This is a genomic window from Mucilaginibacter sp., assembly GCF_028288225.1.
Lineage (GTDB): Bacteria > Bacteroidota > Bacteroidia > Sphingobacteriales > Sphingobacteriaceae > Mucilaginibacter.
In genome coordinates this window covers 63,897-83,806 of record NZ_JAQBOC010000054.1, presented here as the reverse complement: position 1 = coordinate 83,806, position 19,910 = coordinate 63,897, and the positions used below count along the sequence as shown (strand labels likewise).

17 protein-coding genes are annotated in these 19,910 nt (G+C 40.2%); 5 read left to right on the top strand and 12 right to left on the bottom strand.

The annotated features are described in order from the left end of the window. Positions 1-26: 26 nt before the first annotated feature. Entirely contained in the window at positions 27-731 is a 705-nt protein-coding gene (locus JWQ54_RS16420) for an SDR family oxidoreductase (protein WP_299586827.1), read from the bottom strand. 100 nt (positions 732-831) lie between these two features. On the opposite strand from JWQ54_RS16420, the gene JWQ54_RS16415 reads away from it, so the two are divergent. Then, a complete protein-coding gene (locus tag JWQ54_RS16415; RefSeq protein ID WP_299586824.1) occupies positions 832-1,038 on the top strand; it encodes a hypothetical protein in 207 nt (68 codons plus the stop codon). A 159-nt stretch (positions 1,039-1,197) separates the two neighbouring features. On the opposite strand, the gene JWQ54_RS16410 is transcribed toward JWQ54_RS16415, so the two are convergent. The 5 genes from JWQ54_RS16410 to JWQ54_RS16390 all read right to left on the bottom strand — a co-directional run bounded on the left by JWQ54_RS16410 (position 1,198) and on the right by JWQ54_RS16390 (position 5,185). Next, positions 1,198-1,560 carry a type II toxin-antitoxin system VapC family toxin gene (locus JWQ54_RS16410; RefSeq protein WP_299586821.1) on the bottom strand — a complete coding sequence of 121 codons (363 nt, stop codon included), beginning with the start codon at positions 1,558-1,560 and terminating at the stop codon, positions 1,198-1,200. Beyond that, positions 1,550-1,801, bottom strand: a complete 252-nt coding sequence (locus JWQ54_RS16405; protein ID WP_299586818.1) for a hypothetical protein — start codon at positions 1,799-1,801, stop codon at positions 1,550-1,552. Before JWQ54_RS16405 ends, JWQ54_RS16410 begins: the two co-directional genes overlap by 11 nt. A 22-nt stretch (positions 1,802-1,823) precedes the next feature. Further along, positions 1,824-3,599, bottom strand: coding sequence for an aromatic amino acid hydroxylase (locus JWQ54_RS16400; protein ID WP_299586815.1), 1,776 nt, complete (start codon positions 3,597-3,599; stop codon positions 1,824-1,826). Between the two features lie 119 nt (positions 3,600-3,718). Further along, positions 3,719-4,687, bottom strand: a complete 969-nt coding sequence (locus JWQ54_RS16395; RefSeq protein WP_299586813.1) for a lysylphosphatidylglycerol synthase transmembrane domain-containing protein — start codon at positions 4,685-4,687, stop codon at positions 3,719-3,721. Between the two features lie 81 nt (positions 4,688-4,768). Further along, positions 4,769-5,185: a DUF1003 domain-containing protein gene (locus JWQ54_RS16390; RefSeq protein ID WP_299586810.1), complete on the bottom strand. Its 417-nt coding sequence runs from the start codon at positions 5,183-5,185 to the stop codon at positions 4,769-4,771. 305 nt (positions 5,186-5,490) lie between these two features. Here JWQ54_RS16390 and JWQ54_RS16385 point away from each other — a divergent pair, with 305 nt between their 5' ends. Beyond that, a complete protein-coding gene (locus tag JWQ54_RS16385; protein ID WP_299586807.1) occupies positions 5,491-6,534 on the top strand; it encodes an ABC transporter ATP-binding protein in 1,044 nt (347 codons plus the stop codon). A gap of 106 nt (positions 6,535-6,640) precedes the next feature. Here the strand turns inward: JWQ54_RS16385 and JWQ54_RS16380 are convergent, their stop codons facing one another. From JWQ54_RS16380 to JWQ54_RS16365, 4 genes are all read right to left on the bottom strand, one after another. Then, positions 6,641-7,606 (bottom strand): EamA family transporter, encoded by a 966-nt coding sequence (locus JWQ54_RS16380; RefSeq protein ID WP_299586805.1) that lies wholly within the window; start codon positions 7,604-7,606, stop codon positions 6,641-6,643. Between the two features lie 5 nt (positions 7,607-7,611). Beyond that, positions 7,612-8,094, bottom strand: coding sequence for an Lrp/AsnC family transcriptional regulator (locus JWQ54_RS16375; RefSeq protein ID WP_299586803.1), 483 nt, complete (start codon positions 8,092-8,094; stop codon positions 7,612-7,614). Between the two features lie 244 nt (positions 8,095-8,338). Continuing rightward, on the bottom strand, positions 8,339-8,563 hold the full coding sequence (locus JWQ54_RS16370; RefSeq protein ID WP_299586800.1) for a hypothetical protein: 225 nt from the start codon (positions 8,561-8,563) through the stop codon (positions 8,339-8,341). 217 nt (positions 8,564-8,780) lie between these two features. Next, a complete protein-coding gene (locus tag JWQ54_RS16365) occupies positions 8,781-10,028 on the bottom strand; it encodes a metallophosphoesterase (protein WP_299586797.1) in 1,248 nt (415 codons plus the stop codon). 176 nt (positions 10,029-10,204) lie between these two features. On the opposite strand from JWQ54_RS16365, the gene JWQ54_RS16360 reads away from it, so the two are divergent. Continuing rightward, positions 10,205-10,444, top strand: coding sequence for a hypothetical protein (locus JWQ54_RS16360; RefSeq protein WP_299586795.1), 240 nt, complete (start codon positions 10,205-10,207; stop codon positions 10,442-10,444). Positions 10,445-10,471: 27 nt separating this feature from the next. Here the strand turns inward: JWQ54_RS16360 and JWQ54_RS16355 are convergent, their stop codons facing one another. Then, on the bottom strand, positions 10,472-12,340 hold the full coding sequence (locus tag JWQ54_RS16355; RefSeq protein WP_299586792.1) for a M1 family metallopeptidase: 1,869 nt from the start codon (positions 12,338-12,340) through the stop codon (positions 10,472-10,474). A gap of 210 nt (positions 12,341-12,550) precedes the next feature. Further along, entirely contained in the window at positions 12,551-13,312 is a 762-nt protein-coding gene (locus tag JWQ54_RS16350; RefSeq protein ID WP_299586790.1) for an NUDIX domain-containing protein, read from the bottom strand. Between the two features lie 187 nt (positions 13,313-13,499). Here JWQ54_RS16350 and bglX point away from each other — a divergent pair, with 187 nt between their 5' ends. Together bglX and JWQ54_RS16340 are read left to right on the top strand one after the other, a co-directional pair. Beyond that, a complete protein-coding gene (gene bglX, locus JWQ54_RS16345; protein ID WP_299586787.1) occupies positions 13,500-15,809 on the top strand; it encodes a beta-glucosidase BglX in 2,310 nt (769 codons plus the stop codon). Between the two features lie 822 nt (positions 15,810-16,631). Next, positions 16,632-19,901: a TonB-dependent receptor gene (locus JWQ54_RS16340; RefSeq protein ID WP_299586784.1), complete on the top strand. Its 3,270-nt coding sequence runs from the start codon at positions 16,632-16,634 to the stop codon at positions 19,899-19,901. The last annotated feature ends 9 nt before the right edge of the window (positions 19,902-19,910 follow it).

Sequence of the window (19,910 nt, the reverse complement as noted above, 5' to 3'; positions counted from 1 at the left end):
TCAAAAAAACCAATATTATATTGCAATTATGGCGTGCTTACTGCAACAGGCAGCACTTTACCATTAAAAAATTTGTGCCCGGTTACCGAAAAGTCTGCAATGTATTTCCCCATTTCAAAAGCCATAACCGGTGATTGGTAACCTGGGAAAGCCTGTTCAAGCATTTCTGTTTGTGCCGATCCTAATGCCAGGCAATTAACTTTTATCCCCTCGTCGGCCAGTTCAATTGCCAGGCACTCGGTTAAGGTATGCAGGGCAGCTTTACTTGCAGAATATGCCGACAGACCGGCAAACTTTACGCTCCCCTGGAAGCCGCCCATGCTGCCAATATTTAAAATATGCGAGCCCGGGGGCATTAATTGAAGCAGCGCCTGTATAATGCGTACATGACCAATAAAATTGCTCTGCAGCATTTCTACAAAATCTAATTCCAGTAACTGAGAAAATGGCTTATTAATTAAAACCCCGGCATTATTTATCAGTACGTCAACGCGGTTATCAAAATTGTTGCTAATGAATTGCTGTAGACCGGCATAATCATCATGCACAATATCAAAAGTTAAAGCGAATATTTCAGCATCCGGGTTTAGGCCATGCGCTATTTCCAGTAAGCGTTCCAGCTTGTCCTGTGAGCGGGATAGCGCTATTACTTTATGTTTGCCGGATAATATCAGTTCGAGAACCGCTTCAAAACCTACACCGCTGCTGGCGCCTGTTACAATAATATTCATAGATAGAGTAGTAGTTGATGAGGCAATTTTACAAACAAATCCCTAAACCACCAATTTTGCTGAGTTGAATATTTTTTAACTAAAACAGTATTTTTGTGTTATGAGTATTCAAGTTGTAACTAATGCTAAGGGTAAAAAAACTGCTGTAATAGTTCCAATAGCAGATTGGGAGGAGATCCAAAAACGTTTAAACACCGAACAGTTTTTTGATGAGTTTAACACTTCGATGCAGGCTATTAAGGAGGATATTAATGGCAATACAAAATTGAAAAATGCAAGAAGTTTAACACATGGCCATAGAGGTTAGCTTTACGCCCGATTTCGAAAGATAGTTAAACGACTTGCTAAAAGGTATAAGTCAAATATCACTTAGGGGCGTCTATTAAAAACTTTACGGGAGGGCAAAATATCAGCTCTGGCACAGCTTCAAAACCGACACCACTGCTGGTGCCAGTTACAATAATGTTTATAGATCAAGTGGATTGACTAGCTTAACCTTTCCGTCTAATGATTTAAAATCTTTAATGTTGTTAGTCAATAAAGGCACATTTTCAACTAATGCTGTAGCATAAATAATGGCGTCAGGTAATTTTATACGATAGTTTCTACGAAGGTTTATTGTTGCTTCTGCTATCTCATCTGATAATGAAATTACTTTTAATTCGTTACAAATATTTAAAAGAAGATCATGCTCTGCACTGTTTTGGAATACAAATCCTAATACCTCAATTTTAGTAATCACGGAAATTGCAGTATCACCAATTAGTATTTTTTCAGGGTTTAAGATGTATTTTGATAGATAAATTAGAACATTGGTATCAAAAATCACGATCCCATTCCTTTCTTAATTCACGTTGCCACTCAACCGGATCTTTTATATCCGCAAACAAATTCTTGCCCTTTGCTTCATTAAGTATTTTTTTTATCCTGTCATAGGAAGATTCAGGTTCATTAGATTTATTAACAACAATTTCTTCTTCCTCAACATTTTTTACAAATGAAACCTCCCGCAAAAGTTTTTTTAATAAATCTGCATTCTCGTCCTCAACAGTTACTTTTATAGTTGTCATACACTAAATTACAAACAAATCCCTAAAACACCAATTTTTGCTCAACCGGGTGCTTAATTAAATAAAAGCCATCGTTAATCAGCTTTTTAAATTCAGGCTGATCTAATGCTTTTTGTTCAAGAAAACTCCTTATTTCTGCAGCCAGGTCCGGCTCTATCTCCTCATGATCCAGGATCTCTAATATTTCCAAAGCGCAAAGCCAATCGTCGTGGTGATATTTTTGGAGCATTAACCACACATTACCTAAAAAGCCATAATCACCGCCATTGTGCCTGCGGTTCCGCACCTGCTGGTAAAGCTTGTGCAGCTCTATAGTATTATGATCATAACTGGTATGCTGCGTAAGTGTATTTGATTTATAGGCTATTTCTAAAAATTCCTCTTTATCGGCTGCGCCGCAAAAAACAGATACAATTTTTTCGCCAACAGCCATATCATAAACACCCCATGCAGGGTCAAATAATAGTTCGCCGTCTTTATTCTTAACTGTGCAATTGGTAAAGGTGATAAGTTGCGTTTTTCCATTTGATGCAATGATTTCTTTTACTTCACCGGTAACAGTAACGCCGCTTTCAAAGTTTAATTCAGCGGTTTTACCCTGCTCAATTCCAAAATAGTTTAGCTCATCAATGGTTAAACTTTCCAGTGGCATGGCATGCCCCTTCAGCTTCCCGACAGGTGAGCTAAAACCATCTTTATGATAATTTTTGCCATGTCCTTTTAACTGCCGGTTATCAATGGCCAATGCAGACGGACCTATAGTTTTAATAAAAACGGGCTCGTTATTATCCTGTTTAAAATCAATAAAGGTCCCGGAAACCTGCAAGCCGGAGCTGTAAACTGCGGTACAGGTGTTTTTGCTTTCAACAGCTTTTTGCAGGCCGTATATGCCTCCCTTTCTGAACGACATGGTGTTGGCAAATGTTTCCAGCACGTCTATCAGATTTTGAAAAGTCGGGGTAACAAACAATTGCGGCTGCGTTTTTGTAATATCGTAGGTGTAATTTATCGCATCAATGGTATATGATATCTTTTTGATACCAGGATCCATACAGCTTACACTTTCACCAATTGATGATAACAATCCGGCTCCGTAAATTTTAGGATTTGCAAGGCTGCCGATCAGGCCGTATTCCACCGTCCACCAATGCAGGCGGCTTAGTAACGCCATTTCTGACGGTTCGCCCATGTTTTCCTGGCGGCAGGCCAGCAGTTCCTCGGCTTTCTTTATTTCGTTTTCATCAGCATCGGGCATTTCTTTTAATATCGATAAGGCCCTTATGGCCTCGTACAATTCAAAATCCTGGGCCGAAAACATGGCTTTTGCGCCTATCGAACCAAAATAGCTCAGGTATTCATGATAATCCTTATCCGCAATAATCGGAGCATGTCCTGCCGACTCATGAATAATATCGGGAGCAGGGGTATATTCAATATGTTTTAACTGGCGAATATCAGCAGCAATAACCAAAACACGGTAGGCCTGGTACTCCATAAAAGCAGCCGGAGGTATAAAGCCATCAACAGTAACCGCACCCCAGCCAATTTTACCAAGGGCATCGTTCATTTCCTGCAGACTCGGGATCTTTTCTATTGATAAACCGGCTTTTTCAAGGCCCGGAATGTATGGATAATAGGCTACATCTTTCAGATAGCTATAGTTTTGGCGCATTACATAACGCCATACAGCATGGTCAACAGGCGTATAATGCTCATAGTGCTGGTCTACAATAAATTGCTTTAAATGTGCAGGCAAGGCAGCTACCTGCGGATTATTAAAATCATTAAAACTAGCCATTAATTTTGATTTGTTGGAAAGTACAAAATTATGGAATTAAGTTGAATGGTTGATTAAGTTAGATTAAGTGAGTGGTTATAATTTTAATAATTGAACTTAATCAACTCAATCTAACTCAATCAACTATTTACTTCTTCTTCAGTAGGTAAGCCTTCCTGTAAACGGCTTGGGCGGATAACATAATAAACGCCAAATAATGCTACAACAAGCGATAATAAATAAAAGGAAGTGGCAAGGAATATAGCAAGGTCAGGGATCATCGGGAATACAGTTGACAACTTGGTGAATATGGCTTCCCGTGCGCCTGCGCCACCAGCAGTTATTGGGATAATTGATGCAAGTGCCGAAATTAAAAAAGATAATAAATAAGGGGAGAATTTGCCATGAAAACCCGCCTGGTGAAATTCAGGCTGACCCAAAATAACACAAATTATAGTAAGTAGCTGTAAGGACTGTAATAACAGAGCTTTAGCATGCGCTTCAAAAAATTTATGCGTATAATCCCTGAAAAATTTGTAGGCTACAAAGTAATAAATTACCGATCCGGTTACAAATATGCCTAGCGGAATGCCGATATGAACATCTATTTGAGGAATTAAAAATATCAAAGCAACGGTTATTAAACCAATTGCCCACAGGCCGCTTAACCTGTCGAACATTACGGCCCAGAAAAGTTTTTTTACCGGGGTTTTAAATGTTTTATTAATGAGGTACATTTTATAACCATCACCACCTATGCCGCCCGGGAGCAGGAAATTATAAAACAAGCCCAAAAAGTATAGCCTTAAATTATACCTCGGATTCAACTTTAATCCGATTGATTTAAAAAAGCTAAGTAACCTCCATGCTGAAACTAACATTGATAAAGCCAGGCAGAAAAAAGCAGCCAGCATCCACCAATAATTAGCCTCAAGCAGCCTGATCTTAACTTTATTAATATCAACCTTGCTAAAAACCCAGATGAGTAAAGCTACGGTTACAGCGATCTTTAAAATAGTTTTAACTACGTTCCAAAACCGCTGTTTAGGCGTTTTCGGATTTATCTCTTCTTCCGCTTCGTTTACTATGGCTTGTTGAATATCGGTCATGGGATGCAAAGGTAGCAAAAAGGAAATATTTGTAAGCTGATGAATATATAAATGGCAATATGCGAGGTAAAAGGAGATGTTTTAACCCTTTTTATCCATTTTCTCCAATATCGCAAGGATCTTATCCAGTTTATCTATTTCAATAGAATTTAATTTTTGCAATAATTCCTCTATCTCCTCTTTTGCCTCACAATTTGTTTTATAATCTGCATCGGCCTGGGCGCGGTCGCGCTCACTTTGGCGGTTTTGTGCCATCATAATAATGGGGGCCGCATAAGCTGCCTGGGTTGAGAAAAGAAGGTTTAGCAAAATAAACGGGTATAAATCCCATTTATATTTAAATCCAATTACATTTAGGGTCATCCACACCGCTACTATAATTGTTTGAATAATAATAAACCGCCACGAGCCCATTCCGTTTGCTACTTTGTCGGCAAGGCGCTGGCCAAATCCTAATGAGGCCTGGTGTATTTGATGCCACGTTTTACTGTGTTCCATAAGGGTTTTAAATTTTTAATTTCTGGTGTTAAATATAGATGAAAAAACAAGAGATAAGAAGCAAGAATCAAGAATCAAGAAGCCAAGAGCCGGCCAACCAATCTGATGCATCCTTCTATCTTTTTACTTCTTGTCTCTTGATTCTGACTTCTTGCTTCTTCCCTTGATTCTGATAAAAAGCATATTTCATTTTTATGATAAACTTTTATAGTTTAGGTTTGGGGATATTTACCCGCTAAAAAGAGACCCGTTGTTGCTTAATAGCTGAATATTTGATTTTTAAAAAGAGATAACCTGAGCTTAGTATGCAAGATGACATGATCCTGGAAACCATATCGGTTACCAAAAACTATTTTGGCGATAAATCTTCAGGAGTTAATAATGTAACCATATTTATCCCTAAAGGGAAAATAACCGCCATTGTTGGCGAAAGCGGCAGCGGTAAAACCACCTTGTTAAATTTGCTGTTTGGATTATTGCAGCCCGACTCCGGCGAGGTTTTTTTTAAGGAGGAACGCATTCTAAAGCGCGAGGAAAAGCTGCAACCCGCCCATGAGGCTATGCGCCTGGTAACCCAAAACAATGCCGATATGGACCTTAATGCAACCGTATGGGAAAGTGTTAGATCCGGCCTGAGAATTGGTGAAATTGGTTTGGATACAGAAGAAAAGAAAATAACCGAGTCATTAAACATGCTGGATATATTGCCGCTTAAAGACCAGCCATTCGGCAAATTAAGCGGAGGCGAAAAACAGCGGGTAACTATAGCAAAAGCGCTGATAAGCAAGCCCGAAGTTATTTTGCTGGATGAGCCCTTTAATCAGGTTGATGCCACCTATCGTGAAGGTTTGCAGCATGACATCCGTTATATTGTGAAGGAATGGGGCGTAACAATTGTATTGGTTTCGCATGATCCGGCTGAGATCTTATCAATGGCCGATGAACTGATCGTATTAAAGGAGGGAGAAATTGTTGAAAACGGCAGTCCGGAAGAGCTTTATAACTCGCCCAGGCTCTTATATACTGCACAAATACTCGCCAGCAGCAGCCAGCTAAATTCTGCCGAGGCCAAAAGCTGCGGCATTAAAAGCAAACGTGGAACCGTAGTAGTTTATTCCGAACATGTTAAAATTGGTAAGGGTTTCGGCAATAAGTGGACCGTTAAACAGATCCTGTTCAAAGGTTTTTTTGAAGAACTGCTTATTGAACGGGAAGGCGTGGTTTTAAGAGCAAACAACTATAGCAAAGGTAAATATGATATAGGCAGTAAAATCAACATCAGCATTGAAGATTATTTTGAATTCGGTAAATGGGAAACACCTGCAAGGTCATTGCCGAAGGAGTTGTAAATGTTGTTGTAATGTTGAAAAGTTGTAATGTTTGAAGGTTTTACGCTGGATTATTTTGAACCCTGTTTCGACTTTTTAATTGCAGCTTCTTTCGTACTAAATTGACTCATTCAACCAAATCTAACTTATTCAACTCAATCAACTTCTCCTTCCTGTACTTCGCCAGATTTATAAGCAGCACACTTCCTAAAATTACAAACAAACCTGCCAGTTGAGTAACCGAAATATTTTCGCCTGCAAACACAATGCCCAGGATAACTGCTATAACAGGGTTAACGTAGGCATAGGTGCTTACCTGTGTTGCCGGACGTACCTGCAGCAGCCATACATAGGCGCTGAATGCAGCAATTGAGCCGAAAATTACAAGGTAAAGCACAGCCAGCCAGCTTGAGGTTTGGATGTTATGCAGGTTTAAATCACTATATTCATTATGGATAAAGCTAACCGGGATATACACAAAACCGGCACATAGCATTTGCCACGCGGTGCTTACAGTTGCCGAGCCTGATGTTGGCCTGTGTTTTGAAAATAAGGAACCGCCTGCCCAGGAAATGGTGCCCAAAAGTAATAACAGCATCCATGGTAGTTTTGAAGCACCGCCACCCGAAAATATATTGCCTATCTGTTCGCTAAAAAGCAATATTACCCCGGCAAAGCCAATTATCAACCCAACTATGGTGGCTTTATTTTTCAGGTTGATGCCCCAGTTTGGTTTATCAAGCAGCACAAACCATATAGGGGCCGATGATACCAGGATAGCTACCATTGCGCTTGGCAAGGTTTGCTCGGCCCATATTACAATGCCGTTTCCTACAAACAGTAAAAGTACGCCTGTTACTGCCGCGTTGATAATATCTCTTTTTACAAAAATATTTTCACCTTTAATTATACACCAGGTCATCAATAACAGCCCGGCTACCGTAAACCGGATTGCTCCCAATAAAAATGGGGGCATGCCACCCTGCTCGCCCACCCTTATAAAAAAGTAGGTTGAGCCCCATACAATATAAACCGTTGCAAAAGCAATAATAACCAATAGGGGCGATGCTGATTTTTGTGAAGTTGAAGGCATGAGCTTTATAATTTTTCGGGTATAACCAATTGTTGTTGTTCTTTAACCGTTTCCAGCACTATGGTGGTGCGGGTGCTTAAAAGGTTGGGGATCTTGCTGAACTCGTTGCGCATTAAATGCATCAGCGAGGCCGAATCATAAGTGCGCACCTTTACCAGGTAGCAATCATCACCTGCAACATGGTGCACCTCCTGTACCTCGGGAATCTTCGCCAGATGTTTGGCTGAATCATTTAAGCCGGGCCCGTCGGCAGCTTTCATAAAAATAAAGGCAAGCATTTTTTGCTGCAACGCATCGGGGTTAATGCGGGCCGTATATTGGAGGATCACATTTTTTTGTTCCAGCTTTTTAACGCGCTCCAGGATGCCCGAAGGAGCCATGCCCAGCTCGCGTGCAAGATCAGCGTTGCTGATACGGGCATTATCCTGCATCAATCGCAAAATGTGCAGGTCTGTTTTATCCAATATGATCTCTGTTTCGTTAATCATACTGTAATATTACACTATTTTAGAACTATATTCAAAATGGTATTTGAAAAAATGAATTTAATTCGACAAAAGTGCACTTTATGTGTTTAAACGTCTATTGGATTGAAATTGGGAAAGTAACTTGCAACTTCCTGTTTTTGAACCATGATGAAAGATTCTAGGATTACTTGATCCTATCGCTTCAAATGAATCAAGAAATCTCCTAATCAAGCAGACCGAGATTCAACCATTAATTCTGGCATCCTTAGATCTTAATCACCTTGTCATTTTTGCCACTTGGTTTGTGTTCATCCGGCTTGGGAATATGTTTTACAATAAATATCAAAGCATGGGCAATTAACTTTAGTGCTTTTACCGAAAAATGTATAAATGGTTTCATTACCGTCCATGTGTCGTGTAATGTATCCATTTTAGAAACCGGTTTTTGTTTGGGATGTTGCCCTATTTGCTTTGTGTTTTGCTTTGCCATGGCTGAGTTTTATTAGTTGTGTTTAATAAAGCCGAAACCGTGCCAGCATTTTGAGAAAGAAGTCATTGGGCATTGTGTCATTAGTCATTAGGAAGGAGATGGCGGTATCAGCGAAATCCATGATCATTGATATATTAACAAGGTTATTGGCCTAAAAGGTAATTTGTGACAGGGATTGCCAGGTTAGAAATTAGTTTGTACCATTTAACACTTAATTTCAAACCTCTGATCTCTTCTTCTTCAACGTTATCACTGTAACCTCCGGCCAAATGCCCAGCCGCCCCGAGAAAGCTAAAAAGCCGAAACCTCGGTTAACATACAGGTAACGGTTCTTTTCATTTGCCAGGCCTGCCCAGTCTACATAACGATATTGCACCGGGCTCCACCTGAAACCTGCAGCCTCCACTCCGAATTGTGCACCATGGGTATGGCCCGATAGGGTTAAATGAATAGTTGTTGGATTATACCGTACCTTCTCTTCCCAATGCGTAGGGTCATGCGTGAGCAAGATCTTGAAAGCGTCTTTATCTACGCCTTGCAATGCTTTATCAAGGTTTCCTAATTGAATAAATCCTTTGCCCCAGTTTTCTACACCAATAAGCGAGATCTTCTGACCATTTTTTTCAATGTCGATATTTTCGTTCAGCATTAAACGGTAACCTAATGTTTTATGGTGTTCTTTAAGCTTATCCAAATTTGCTGCTTTTTCAGCTTCGCTGTCCCATTCAATATAATCGCCATAGTCATGATTGCCTAATATAGAGAACTGCCCGTATGGAGCTTTAATCTGGCTGAAATCAGGGATGTAAGGTTCTATCTCCCATGCTGCGTTGTTTACCAGGTCGCCGGTAAAAACAAAAAGGTCACTTTTTTGCGCTTTGGCAAGGTCAATGCCGCGCTGCATGGCTTCGGTATTATCAAAGCTGCCGGAGTGAATATCGGAAAGCTGCGTAATAGTAAAGCCGTCAAAAGCATCGGGCAGATCATCAAAATATAGCGTTGTACGGTGTACTTTATAATCATATTTGCCCTTAAACATAGCATACATAAAGCCTGTGAACGGAAAGGCGGCAACCAGTATGGCGGCCTCACTTATAAACTTACGCCTGGCAGGGAAATATGGTTCAATAACTTTACCCTCAGGTTTGGTCAAATTGCTTATTATCCCATAAAAGAAACGACCTATATCGCCCAAAAACAAAATCAGCACAAAAAATATTTTGGTGATAAAAAAGGTAATAAACAGGCTTAACATCCATTCATGAAAGGGCGTCATCCCCCTGGCTGTGCTGAAACTTCCAAAACCTCCAATAAACAGCACGGTAACTCCAACAGAAATTAACAGATATCCCCATTTAACAACCTGGCGCAAACGCTCTGATTGCCAGTCAGCGGTAAAAGTTTTTAGCCCGTTAAAAACGTACCAGTCTAATAATAAACTGATAGCTGCAATAATTAAAAACATCCTAAAAAAACCACCTCGGTGCATAATAACAAATTAAAAGTCTGCAATTTATAAAAGGAAAGGTAATTGGGAAGTAAAACTTTTGGGCAAGTAATAGCTAATACCAAAATTTAAATGACACCGGAATATTTATGTTATAAAATTATTTACGCAAATTTGGTTAAACACATATAGCCATGGTAATTGAACGTACGGAAGATGAAGTGATAATAAGACTGCCTGCTTATGTAAATACCGATGAATTGCAGCAGCTAATTAATCTATTAAGTTACAAGGAAGCTACTGCTAAATCAGAGGCCACCCAGGAAGAGGTTGATGAATTGGCTAAAGAAGTTAAAAAGGGCTGGTGGGTAAAAAACTATACAATGGTCTTAAAAACAAGGGATTTAAAAAAAGTATTAATACACAGAATTTGAGTAGCTATTAAAATTTAATTCATTGTTTCATTTCTTCACCCAAACATTATTTCCTTTATTCGAATCCGGATCATAATTACCACCCAGCACTATTTTACTAACGGTGCTTTTTGCAGTGAAGTTAACTGTATAGTTTTTTTCGCCCTTTGCCCAGCAAGCTACGCTTTGGTGTATATGCCGTGTAGCCCCATCATTATAAAATATCGTTAAGTCTACGGGAATTGGTTTGCTGCCAATACGATTAATAATCACTGAATATTTTTTTTGGTCGTTACTTACCTTGCCAATCCCTAAGTCAGGGATCCCGCCGTCAATAAACCAGCTTTTCCAAAACCAGTTCAAGTTTTTACCTGCGCCGGTATTCATACAATTAAAAAAGTCGAAAGGCATAGGGTGTTTGCCGTGCCATTGGGTAATGTAATTGTGCAATGCCTTTATAAAGAGCTCATCGCCCAGCATATCTTTAACGTACAGGTAGCCAAGGCCGGGTTTTGGGTATGAATCTGTAAATCTGCCTGTGCCGCCTAATTGGGTTGTAAGTGAAATTACAGGCTGATCATCCTCTTTTCCGGCGCTTTGTGCGTATGTCTCAACACCAAACAGGTCAATAATTTTGGGGTCAATAATTGGGCTTATGGTCCATTCGCCAATGGTTGCCCAGCCCTCATCCATCCAGCCGTATTTAGTTTCGTTAACACCCATGTAAAAAGGGAACATGGTATGGAAAATTTCATGAGTGGTTAGCTCAATACCGTCTTCAGTAGTCGACGTGGGATTATCATTTACCATCATGGGGTATTCCATCTGGTCTAACCCATCAAAAACAGTTTCGTGCGCATAAGGGTAAGGCCATTTGGGGAACTTGTAGCTCATAGCTTCAACCGTTTTGCGGGCATAGTTTATCACCTCAGAATAATCCTTATGATTGGGGTTAAAAACGGCATCAACTCTTGTACGTCTGCCGGTTTTAGGGTCAACAACCAAACTGCTGGCTTTCCATACATAATGATTGCTAACGGCAAATGCCATGTCTGTAACGCTGTCAGCCTCAAATTTCCAGGTATTAGTAGCATTGCTGGCGGTGATTTGCTCATTAAGTTCAGCTTCAGTAATTATATCCGTTACTTTATCGCTAAGCTCCGCATTATGGATGCGCTCAACTATTTTTGGTGCATAAACCTGGCCTGCATTTTTAAGATTGCCGGTGCTCCAGACCTTATAATTGCCGGGCACGGTAATAGCAAGGTTAAAATGACAAAAATCATTGTAAAACTCTTCGGAGCCCCTGTAATGGTTTTGGTTCCAGCCATCAATATCATCATAAACAGCGATGCGCGGAAAAAAATAGGCGATAAAGAACGCGCCTGAATCAACCTGCCCCGTGCGGATGTGTGAGGTTTTATTTAAGGTGTATGAATAAGTGATATCAAAATGCACTTTTTGTTTCGGCATTATTGGGACAACCTTCACTGTCATGTTGGTGCCGTCAATTTTCCAGTTTGATGCATCCTGGTCACTTTTATCAATGGCAAGCTTTTTTATCTGCACGCCGTCGGTCAAATCCGCGGCAGAGACAGGCATATTCCTTATAGCACCTTTTTTGTAAATATTTGGATATAACATTAAGTTAATCTCATTTAGAGTATCCGGACTGTTATTAGTGTAATCAACAGATACAATGCCATCAAGCTCACGGTTTGTTGGATTAAAGTTTACCGCAATGGTATAGTCCGCACTGTTTTGCCAGTAATTTTTACCCGGAGCGCCATTGGTTGTGCGGGTATTTTTGAAGTATGTAGCCTGTAAGTTTACAGGTACAACCATTTTAGTTTGGGCGTAGCAATTGATACTTCCCAATAATATCATAGGAAATAATAACTTGTAAAATGAGGTCATTATTTAAAACTTATATATAGTAATTTATTAAATCAAACTTCAAAAGTCAGTATTCAGGATTTCCCTCAAATCCGAAATCGCCCCTCTAAATCTCTCCGGAAGGAGAGACTTTAACTTCGCGCTTTTAGTTTTCAAAGCCCTCCTGCCAAATACCACCTGGAAGGGAGCTTATTCGCACATCTGCACATCCGCATATTCACAAATCAATCTTCACCAGCCTCCCTTAAACCCTTCAGTTAAAGCAGCTTTGTAATTTTCCAGGTCGAATGAGTAAAGATACGGGGCTTTATGCGCACCACCTTTACGCGGTTTCTCCAACCGGTTTAAAATTCCAAAGCCAAGCATCCGCCGTTGAAAATTTCGCCTGTCAAGCTTTTTATCCAGTATGGTTTCATAAAGCTTTTGCAGCTCAGGCATGGTAAATTCCTTCGGCATCAGGTTATAACCAATAGGCTGATAATTCAGTTGCAGGCGCAGCGCATCTAAAGCCGTTTTAAGGATCAATGCATGATCAAGCTTTAACGCCGGCAAATCATTCAAATCACACCATGAACATACAGCCGAAAACTGGTCAGGAGTTGGATTTACATCACAAAAATCAACCAAAGCATAATAGCCAATAGTTAAAAAACGGTTAGTAAACCAATTTTCTTTTGCCGGCAGCATATCCTTATACATCTCAAAATGCTCCTTTGACCGTTCCGGGGCGCCAAATACATGAAACTGCTGTAAAAATATTTCATCAAGGCCTGTACGTTCTTTCAATATCCGGTCAGCCGCCATTTCAATAGGCTCTGGTTTAAGTAAAAAACCACCCGGCAAATACCATCCACCTTCATTTTTAACTTTCAGAAGCAAAACTTTCAGCAAACCCTCGTGAAATCCAAACACCACACAATCAATAGAAACATGGGGCAGATAGTTCTCCCGGGCGTTGTCGCAATAATCCTTAAGTTCTTTTTTAGTTAACATTTTTGCTATTCTACAAAAATACTTTGATTATTTAAATTATAATATTACTCTTGTGTCAACAATACACTATCATTATAGTGTTAAACCAATTATTGCTAATACAAAAAACAAGCTAACATAAACAAAGCTAATTCAATATATTAGTTGGTGTTTAAGCTATCCGATAACAATCTTATATCTCATAACGATGAACAAATTCTCCCCGGTAAAAGCTGCCTTTGCAGTGGTAATGCTTCTTGTTTCAATGCTGTGTGCTTATAAAGCATCGGCACAAACAAAAGCCGATGAAGCCAAAATGAATGCCTTTGTTTCAAATTTAATGGGTAAAATGACACTCGATGAAAAGATAGGTCAGCTTAACCTGGTAGTAATGGGCAACGCGGTAACGGGCACAGTAATTAGTAAGGGTGTTGAGGATAAAATGAAAAGGGGCGCGATAGGCGGTATATTTGGCTTATATGGCACAGCAAATGTCAAAAAAATGCAGGATCTGGCTGTTAATGGATCGCGACTGCACATTCCGTTAATATTCGGGCTCGATGTTATACATGGCCACCGTACCATATTCCCTATACCTTTGGGTGTATCAGCAACCTGGGATCTGGGGTTAATACAGCAATCGGCGACGATTGCAGCTAAAGAAGCAACTGCCGAGGGATTGAACTGGGTGTTTTCGCCAATGGTTGATATAGCACGGGATGCGCGATGGGGAAGGATCTCGGAAGGTTCGGGCGAAGATCCATGGTATGGCTCACAGGTAGCCAAAGCAATGGTCAAAGGCTACCAGGGCAAAAGTTTGACGGATGCCGATGCAGTTATGGCTTGTGTTAAACATTTTGCATTATATGGCGGCGCCGAAGCGGGCAGGGAGTACAATACTGTTGATATGAGCCTGATAAAAATGTACCAGGATTATTTGCCGCCTTACAAAGCTGCAATTGATGCCGGCGCGGGCAGCTTCATGAGCTCGTTCAATACCATTAATGGCATGCCTGCAACAGTCAATAAATGGCTGCTTACCGATTTGTTGCGTAAGCAATGGGGTTTTAAAGGCTTTGTAGTATCAGACTACACTTCATTAAACGAGGTAACAAACCATGGCCTTGGCGATCTGCAAACCGTATCGGCATTAGCGTTAAAAGCGGGCCTTGATATGGATATGGTAGGCGAGGGCTTTTTATCAACCCTGAAAAAATCATTAAAAGAAGGAAAAGTTATCCAACAGGAAATTGATTTGGCCTGCCGCAGGGTGCTGGAGGCAAAATATAAATTGGGTTTATTTAAAAACCCGGGCAAATCACTAAATGCCGAAAAAGAAAAGCTGGATGTGTTTACTGATGATACACGCAAATTTGCAAGGCAGATAGCAGAGCATTCATTTGTGTTATTAAAAAATCAGGAGCAAACCTTGCCGCTTAAAAAATCGGGAACTATTGCATTGGTTGGCCCGCTTGCTGATAACCATTCAGAAATGCTGGGTACCTGGGTAATTGCCGGTGATCCTAACAAATCCGTAAGCGTTGCCGAAGGGATAAAAAATGTTGTTGGTGATAATGTTAAGGTGTTATATGCCAAAGGATCAAATATTACCGATGATTCACTTTTGAGTATCCGTGCATTTGCTTTAACAGCTCCCGAAGCAAAAGATAAACGCTCGCCGCAGGAAATGATTGATGAAGCGGTTGAAACTGCAAAAAAGGCCGACGTAATTGTTGCCGTGGTAGGCGAGGCGGCAAATATGTCGGGCGAATCATCAAGCAGGGCTGATATTGATATCCCTGCAAGTCAGAAAGACTTACTGAAGGCGCTTGCCAAAACAGGCAAACCACTGGTTATTGTATTATTTAATGGCCGTCCGTTAACATTAACCTGGGAGGATAAGCATGCCAGCGCAATATTGGATGCGTGGGCGCCGGGGACAGAAGCAGGAAATGCCATTGCCGATGTGCTTTTTGGCAATTATAACCCTGCCGGAAAAATAACAGCAACCTTTCCGCGCAGCGTAGGGCAGATACCTATATATTATAACCACAAAAATACGGGCAGGCCTTTTGATGGAAAAGGTGGGGCCAAGTTTAAGTCAGATTACCTGGATATTTCAAATGATCCGCTTTATCCGTTTGGCTATGGTTTAAGCTATACTACCTTTAGTTATGGTGGCGTTCAGCTTGATAAAACTAATCTTGAAGGCAATACAACGCTTAAAGCAACCGTAACTGTTACCAATACCGGTAAATATGCAGGCGAAGAAGTTGTACAATTATATATAAGTGATCCGGTAGCCAGCATCAGCCGCTCGGTAAAAGAATTGAAAGGATTTCAGAAAATAAATTTACAACCCGGCGAAAGCAAAGTGGTGTCATTTAACATAACCACTGCCGACCTGAAGTTTTACAATGATAAGCTGATTTATGATTGGGAGCCCGGTCAGTTCATAGTGCAGATTGGTACTAATTCAGGCAATACGCAATCGGCATCAGTTCAATGGCTTAAGTAAAAATAAAAAACTGCCGGAAGTACAGTTCAGTTAAAATTTTGATCAATATAAAGGGCGTTCCATAGCAAAAATGGAAGGCCCTTTTTTGGCTTTATAGCGTGTTATTTTTTGAATTGTATTAGCATAAAAAATAACTGCCTGATGTTTAAAAACCCGCTTAATAAGTGTTATAGTGACATTTTTACCTAAACATGATGAAATTTTAATACTGTAAATTTGATTATGTATGGTTATAATATTGACTTATTTTATCATTAAAAATTAAGGCCAAATGATGATTTAAGCGCTCGCGGAAGCTCAAAGTGGTTTAATATTAAACAATTAGCTTGTATAACGGAAATGTTACATTTCTATTTTATCAATATATATATTGTTTTTTTAATAATTTGTTAACATAAATATTCATTAAGTATTAGTATTATGTTGAGTATGCTTGCCAAAATAATTAATTTGCAATTCTTATAAACCCACTTGTGTAAACAGTACACTCTATTTACATTAGTATCAACGCCAATGTAATTTTTTGTATCACCAAAGAATTATGCGAAACCTGATATAATTATAACATTTATTAAACAGATGCCCCTGATTTTTAGAGGCGTTGGAAAATTGAGTAGCGATAAGTTTTTATATTTATTAATTACTTTACATGATAAAACTTTTACATTTTTTCCTTTTCAGATATTTAAGTAACACGGGCCCGCTCCCTAAGGGCCAAAGCCAATTTTGTTGGGCGACGGTTAACGTTCGTGCCCCATCATAATATCCAAATAGAACAACAGTCTTTAAATCAAATAAATTAATCAACTAAATCTCAATCTCATGTTTAAAAGTTTACTCCTAAAAGGAAGAACATTGTGCCTGCTACTATGCTGCATGATTTCTTCATTGGTAGTTACAGCCCAAACAAAACACACAGGTAAAGTTATCGGCAGCGATGACAAACAACCTGTAGTGGGTGCATCCGTAAGGATAAAAGGCACCAACCTGGGCGCTGTAACGGATGCAAATGGCGAGTTCAGTCTCACATTAAGTCCCGGTAATGTTCTTGTTGTAAGTTATCTTACTTACCAAACAAGAGAAGTAGCTGTTCAAGGCGATCAGTATCTCACAATTACGCTAACCCCAACCACCACCTCACTTAACGAGGTAGTTGTTACCGGTTATCAAACTCAACGCAAAAAGGACATTTCAGGTTCGGTAGCAACAGTTAATATAGCTGCTGCAAAGGTAGTTCCAACCTCATCGTCCGAGTCATTGCTGCAAGGCCAGGCTGCTGGTGTTACAGTGGTTCAGTCAGGTGCGCCTGGTGCTGCCAGTAACGTGTTCATCCGTGGTATAAGTAACTTTGGAAACTCTGCTCCTTTATACGTTGTTGATGGGGTTCAGGAAAGCGGAATGGGTTCGCTCAATCCGAATGATATCGAATCTATCAGTGTATTAAAGGATGCTGGTGCTGCTGCAATTTATGGTGTTGCCGGTGGTAACGGTGTAATTGTTGTTACTACTAAAAAAGGTAAACAAGGCAAAACCAAATTTACTTATGATGGCTTTTATGGAAGTACCAAACCTTTAGGCGGCAATCCGTTCAATGTACTTAGTGCAGATAATTTTGAGACACTGCTAAGAACAGTGGATCCTAACAATGCATTGATTAAAGATAACGGCGGCCACTTTACCGATTATGGTTACAACTCAGGTACACATATTACCGGTTCGCCCAAAGGTTTGGCAAACGCAGGTAATCCTGCTGTTGATCCGTCAAAGTATGTTTACGACCCTAACGATCCGGAAAATGATTACCTGATCCAAAAATTTGTAAAAGGCGCAGGTACTGATTGGTTCCATGAATTATTTAAATCAGCTCCAACTCAATCTCATACTGTTTCTGCAAGCGGTGCTAATGAAAAAAACAATTATTATTTTTCATTAGGCTACTTAAACCAGCAAGGCTCATTAATAGGTACTTATTATAAGAGGTACCAGGCACGTGTGAACACAAATTTCAGCATCAGCGACCATGTTCGCGTTGGTGAAAACATGCAGGTTTATTACGCAGAGGCCCCACAGGGGAACGGCGGAATCCCCGGCGGTAACCAGGCCGAAGGTAATGCTATTTCTTTTAGCTACCGGATGCAACCGCAAATACCCGTTTATGACATCAAAGGCAACTATGGTGGTACCTGGGATGGTTTAACATCTTTAGGTAATGCTATTAATCCTGTAGCAACTCAGAACAATAACCTTTTGGATCACAGCCGCTCATGGAATGTGGAAGGTTCAACTTATGGCGAAATTGATTTCCTGAAGCACTTTAGTGTACGTACACAAATTGGTTTAAACTTCTATAACTATTTTTACGATAATACCCTTCAGAATCAATATTACGGAAGTGAAACCCATTCGAGCAAAAATGGTTTCCAGGAAGGGGCCGGTTATGGCAGTACTTACAACTGGACGAACAGTGTCAGTTATAATCAAATTTTTGGCAAACACAGTATTAAGGTATTCGGCGCTTTTGAAGCAAAAGATAATGTTGGCAGGTATATGGATGCAACAGTAAATACTTTGTTTTCATTAGATCCGGCATTTGTAAACATAAATGCGGGTGATTCTAAAACACTGATTGCAAATGGCGGTGCCAACCAGGAATTCTCTACACTTTCAGTTTTCGGCCGTCTGGATTATGCCTACAATGACAGGTATATTTTAGGTGCTACCATCCGTCGTGACGGTTACTCTGCGTTTTTCCCGGGCAGGCAATACGGTACTTTCCCTTCTGTATCGTTGGCATGGCGCATCTCCCAGGAAGATTTCCTGAAAGGTGTTAGCTGGCTGAATGATCTTAAACTTAGAGGAAGTTACGGTTCATCCGGTTACAATGGCAACATTGGCGGTGGAAATGCATACAGTGCATTTGGAACTGGTTTCTCACCTTCATCCTATGCAATTCAGGGAGCGATTAATTCAGCTATAGCTGGTTTTTATGCAAAGCAAATTGGTAACAAAAAGACAACCTGGGAAAAAGATAAAGTATTTAACGTAGGTTTTGACATAAGCTTATTTAACCACCTGGATGTTACTGCTGAGTATTACAAGAAAACAAGCAGCAACTTATTGTTCCAGGTAAACCTTCCTGCTACAGTTGGCGGTGCGGCCGCGCCTTATGTTAACATTGGCGAGGTTCAGAATAATGGCGTTGATATTTCTGCTAATTACCATGGCAACATTGGCAGCGAGGTTAAATTTAATGCCGGCGCCAATATCACTTCCTACCATAGCAAGATCACCAAATTAGACGCTGATTTCTTTGACAATTTTCAGCGCCAGAACGACGCGCTTGTTAAAGAACAGGTAGGCCACCCTCTTGGAGAGTTTTATGGTTACACAGTATCTGGTTACTGGAATACGCAGGCACAAATTGATGCAGCTAATGCAAACGCTGTTGCTAAAGGTAAAGCTACTGTTTACCAAACAGGTAATTCAGCAAACGGCGGCCCTGCTTTAGGCGAGTTCCAATATAAGGATTTAAATGGGGATGGTACCATCACCGATGCTGATCGTGGCCCGATCGGCAATCCAAATCCTAAATTTACATACGGCGTTAACCTGGGCGCAAGCTATAAAGGATTTGATATCGCTACTGTTCTTTACGGATCTTACGGCGGTAAAATTTATAACTACACCAAATACTGGGTCGACTTTTTAAGTACATTTACAGGTAACAAGAGCAACGACCTGCTGTTTAACTCATGGACCCCATCTAATCCAAATGCAAAAACCCCAAAGGCGTCTCCTGTAGGTGGTTTCGGATCTGATGCAACCACTAATTCATGGTATGTTTCCAGTGGCTCATTCTTAAAAATGAAGTCATTAACTTTGGGTTATAATATAAAATCGGCACAGCTTAAAGCATGGGGAGTTGATAATATTCACATCTATGCACAGGGTGTAAATCTTTTCACTGCAACCAAATATAAAGGTCTTGACCCTGAGTTGCTTTCAGTTGGTTCTAATGGCTTAGGTACTGATATTGGTGCATATCCAAACAACGAGAAGAAATACATTTTTGGTGTTAACATGACATTTTAATTGTTAAAA

Coding starts and splice junctions, on each gene's coding strand:
- JWQ54_RS16420 (WP_299586827.1), bottom strand. CDS start 731: ATGAATATTATTGTAACAGGCGCCAGCAGCGGTGTAGGTTTTGAAGCG.
- JWQ54_RS16415 (WP_299586824.1), top strand. CDS start 832: ATGAGTATTCAAGTTGTAACTAATGCTAAGGGTAAAAAAACTGCTGTA.
- JWQ54_RS16405 (WP_299586818.1), bottom strand. CDS start 1,801: ATGACAACTATAAAAGTAACTGTTGAGGACGAGAATGCAGATTTATTA.
- JWQ54_RS16400 (WP_299586815.1), bottom strand. CDS start 3,599: ATGGCTAGTTTTAATGATTTTAATAATCCGCAGGTAGCTGCCTTGCCT.
- JWQ54_RS16395 (WP_299586813.1), bottom strand. CDS start 4,687: ATGACCGATATTCAACAAGCCATAGTAAACGAAGCGGAAGAAGAGATA.
- JWQ54_RS16390 (WP_299586810.1), bottom strand. CDS start 5,185: ATGGAACACAGTAAAACGTGGCATCAAATACACCAGGCCTCATTAGGA.
- JWQ54_RS16385 (WP_299586807.1), top strand. CDS start 5,491: ATGCAAGATGACATGATCCTGGAAACCATATCGGTTACCAAAAACTAT.
- JWQ54_RS16380 (WP_299586805.1), bottom strand. CDS start 7,606: ATGCCTTCAACTTCACAAAAATCAGCATCGCCCCTATTGGTTATTATT.
- JWQ54_RS16375 (WP_299586803.1), bottom strand. CDS start 8,094: ATGATTAACGAAACAGAGATCATATTGGATAAAACAGACCTGCACATT.
- JWQ54_RS16370 (WP_299586800.1), bottom strand. CDS start 8,563: ATGGCAAAGCAAAACACAAAGCAAATAGGGCAACATCCCAAACAAAAA.
- JWQ54_RS16365 (WP_299586797.1), bottom strand. CDS start 10,028: ATGTTTTTAATTATTGCAGCTATCAGTTTATTATTAGACTGGTACGTT.
- JWQ54_RS16360 (WP_299586795.1), top strand. CDS start 10,205: ATGGTAATTGAACGTACGGAAGATGAAGTGATAATAAGACTGCCTGCT.
- JWQ54_RS16355 (WP_299586792.1), bottom strand. CDS start 12,340: ATGACCTCATTTTACAAGTTATTATTTCCTATGATATTATTGGGAAGT.
- JWQ54_RS16350 (WP_299586790.1), bottom strand. CDS start 13,312: ATGTTAACTAAAAAAGAACTTAAGGATTATTGCGACAACGCCCGGGAG.
- bglX (WP_299586787.1), top strand. CDS start 13,500: ATGAACAAATTCTCCCCGGTAAAAGCTGCCTTTGCAGTGGTAATGCTT.
- JWQ54_RS16340 (WP_299586784.1), top strand. CDS start 16,632: ATGTTTAAAAGTTTACTCCTAAAAGGAAGAACATTGTGCCTGCTACTA.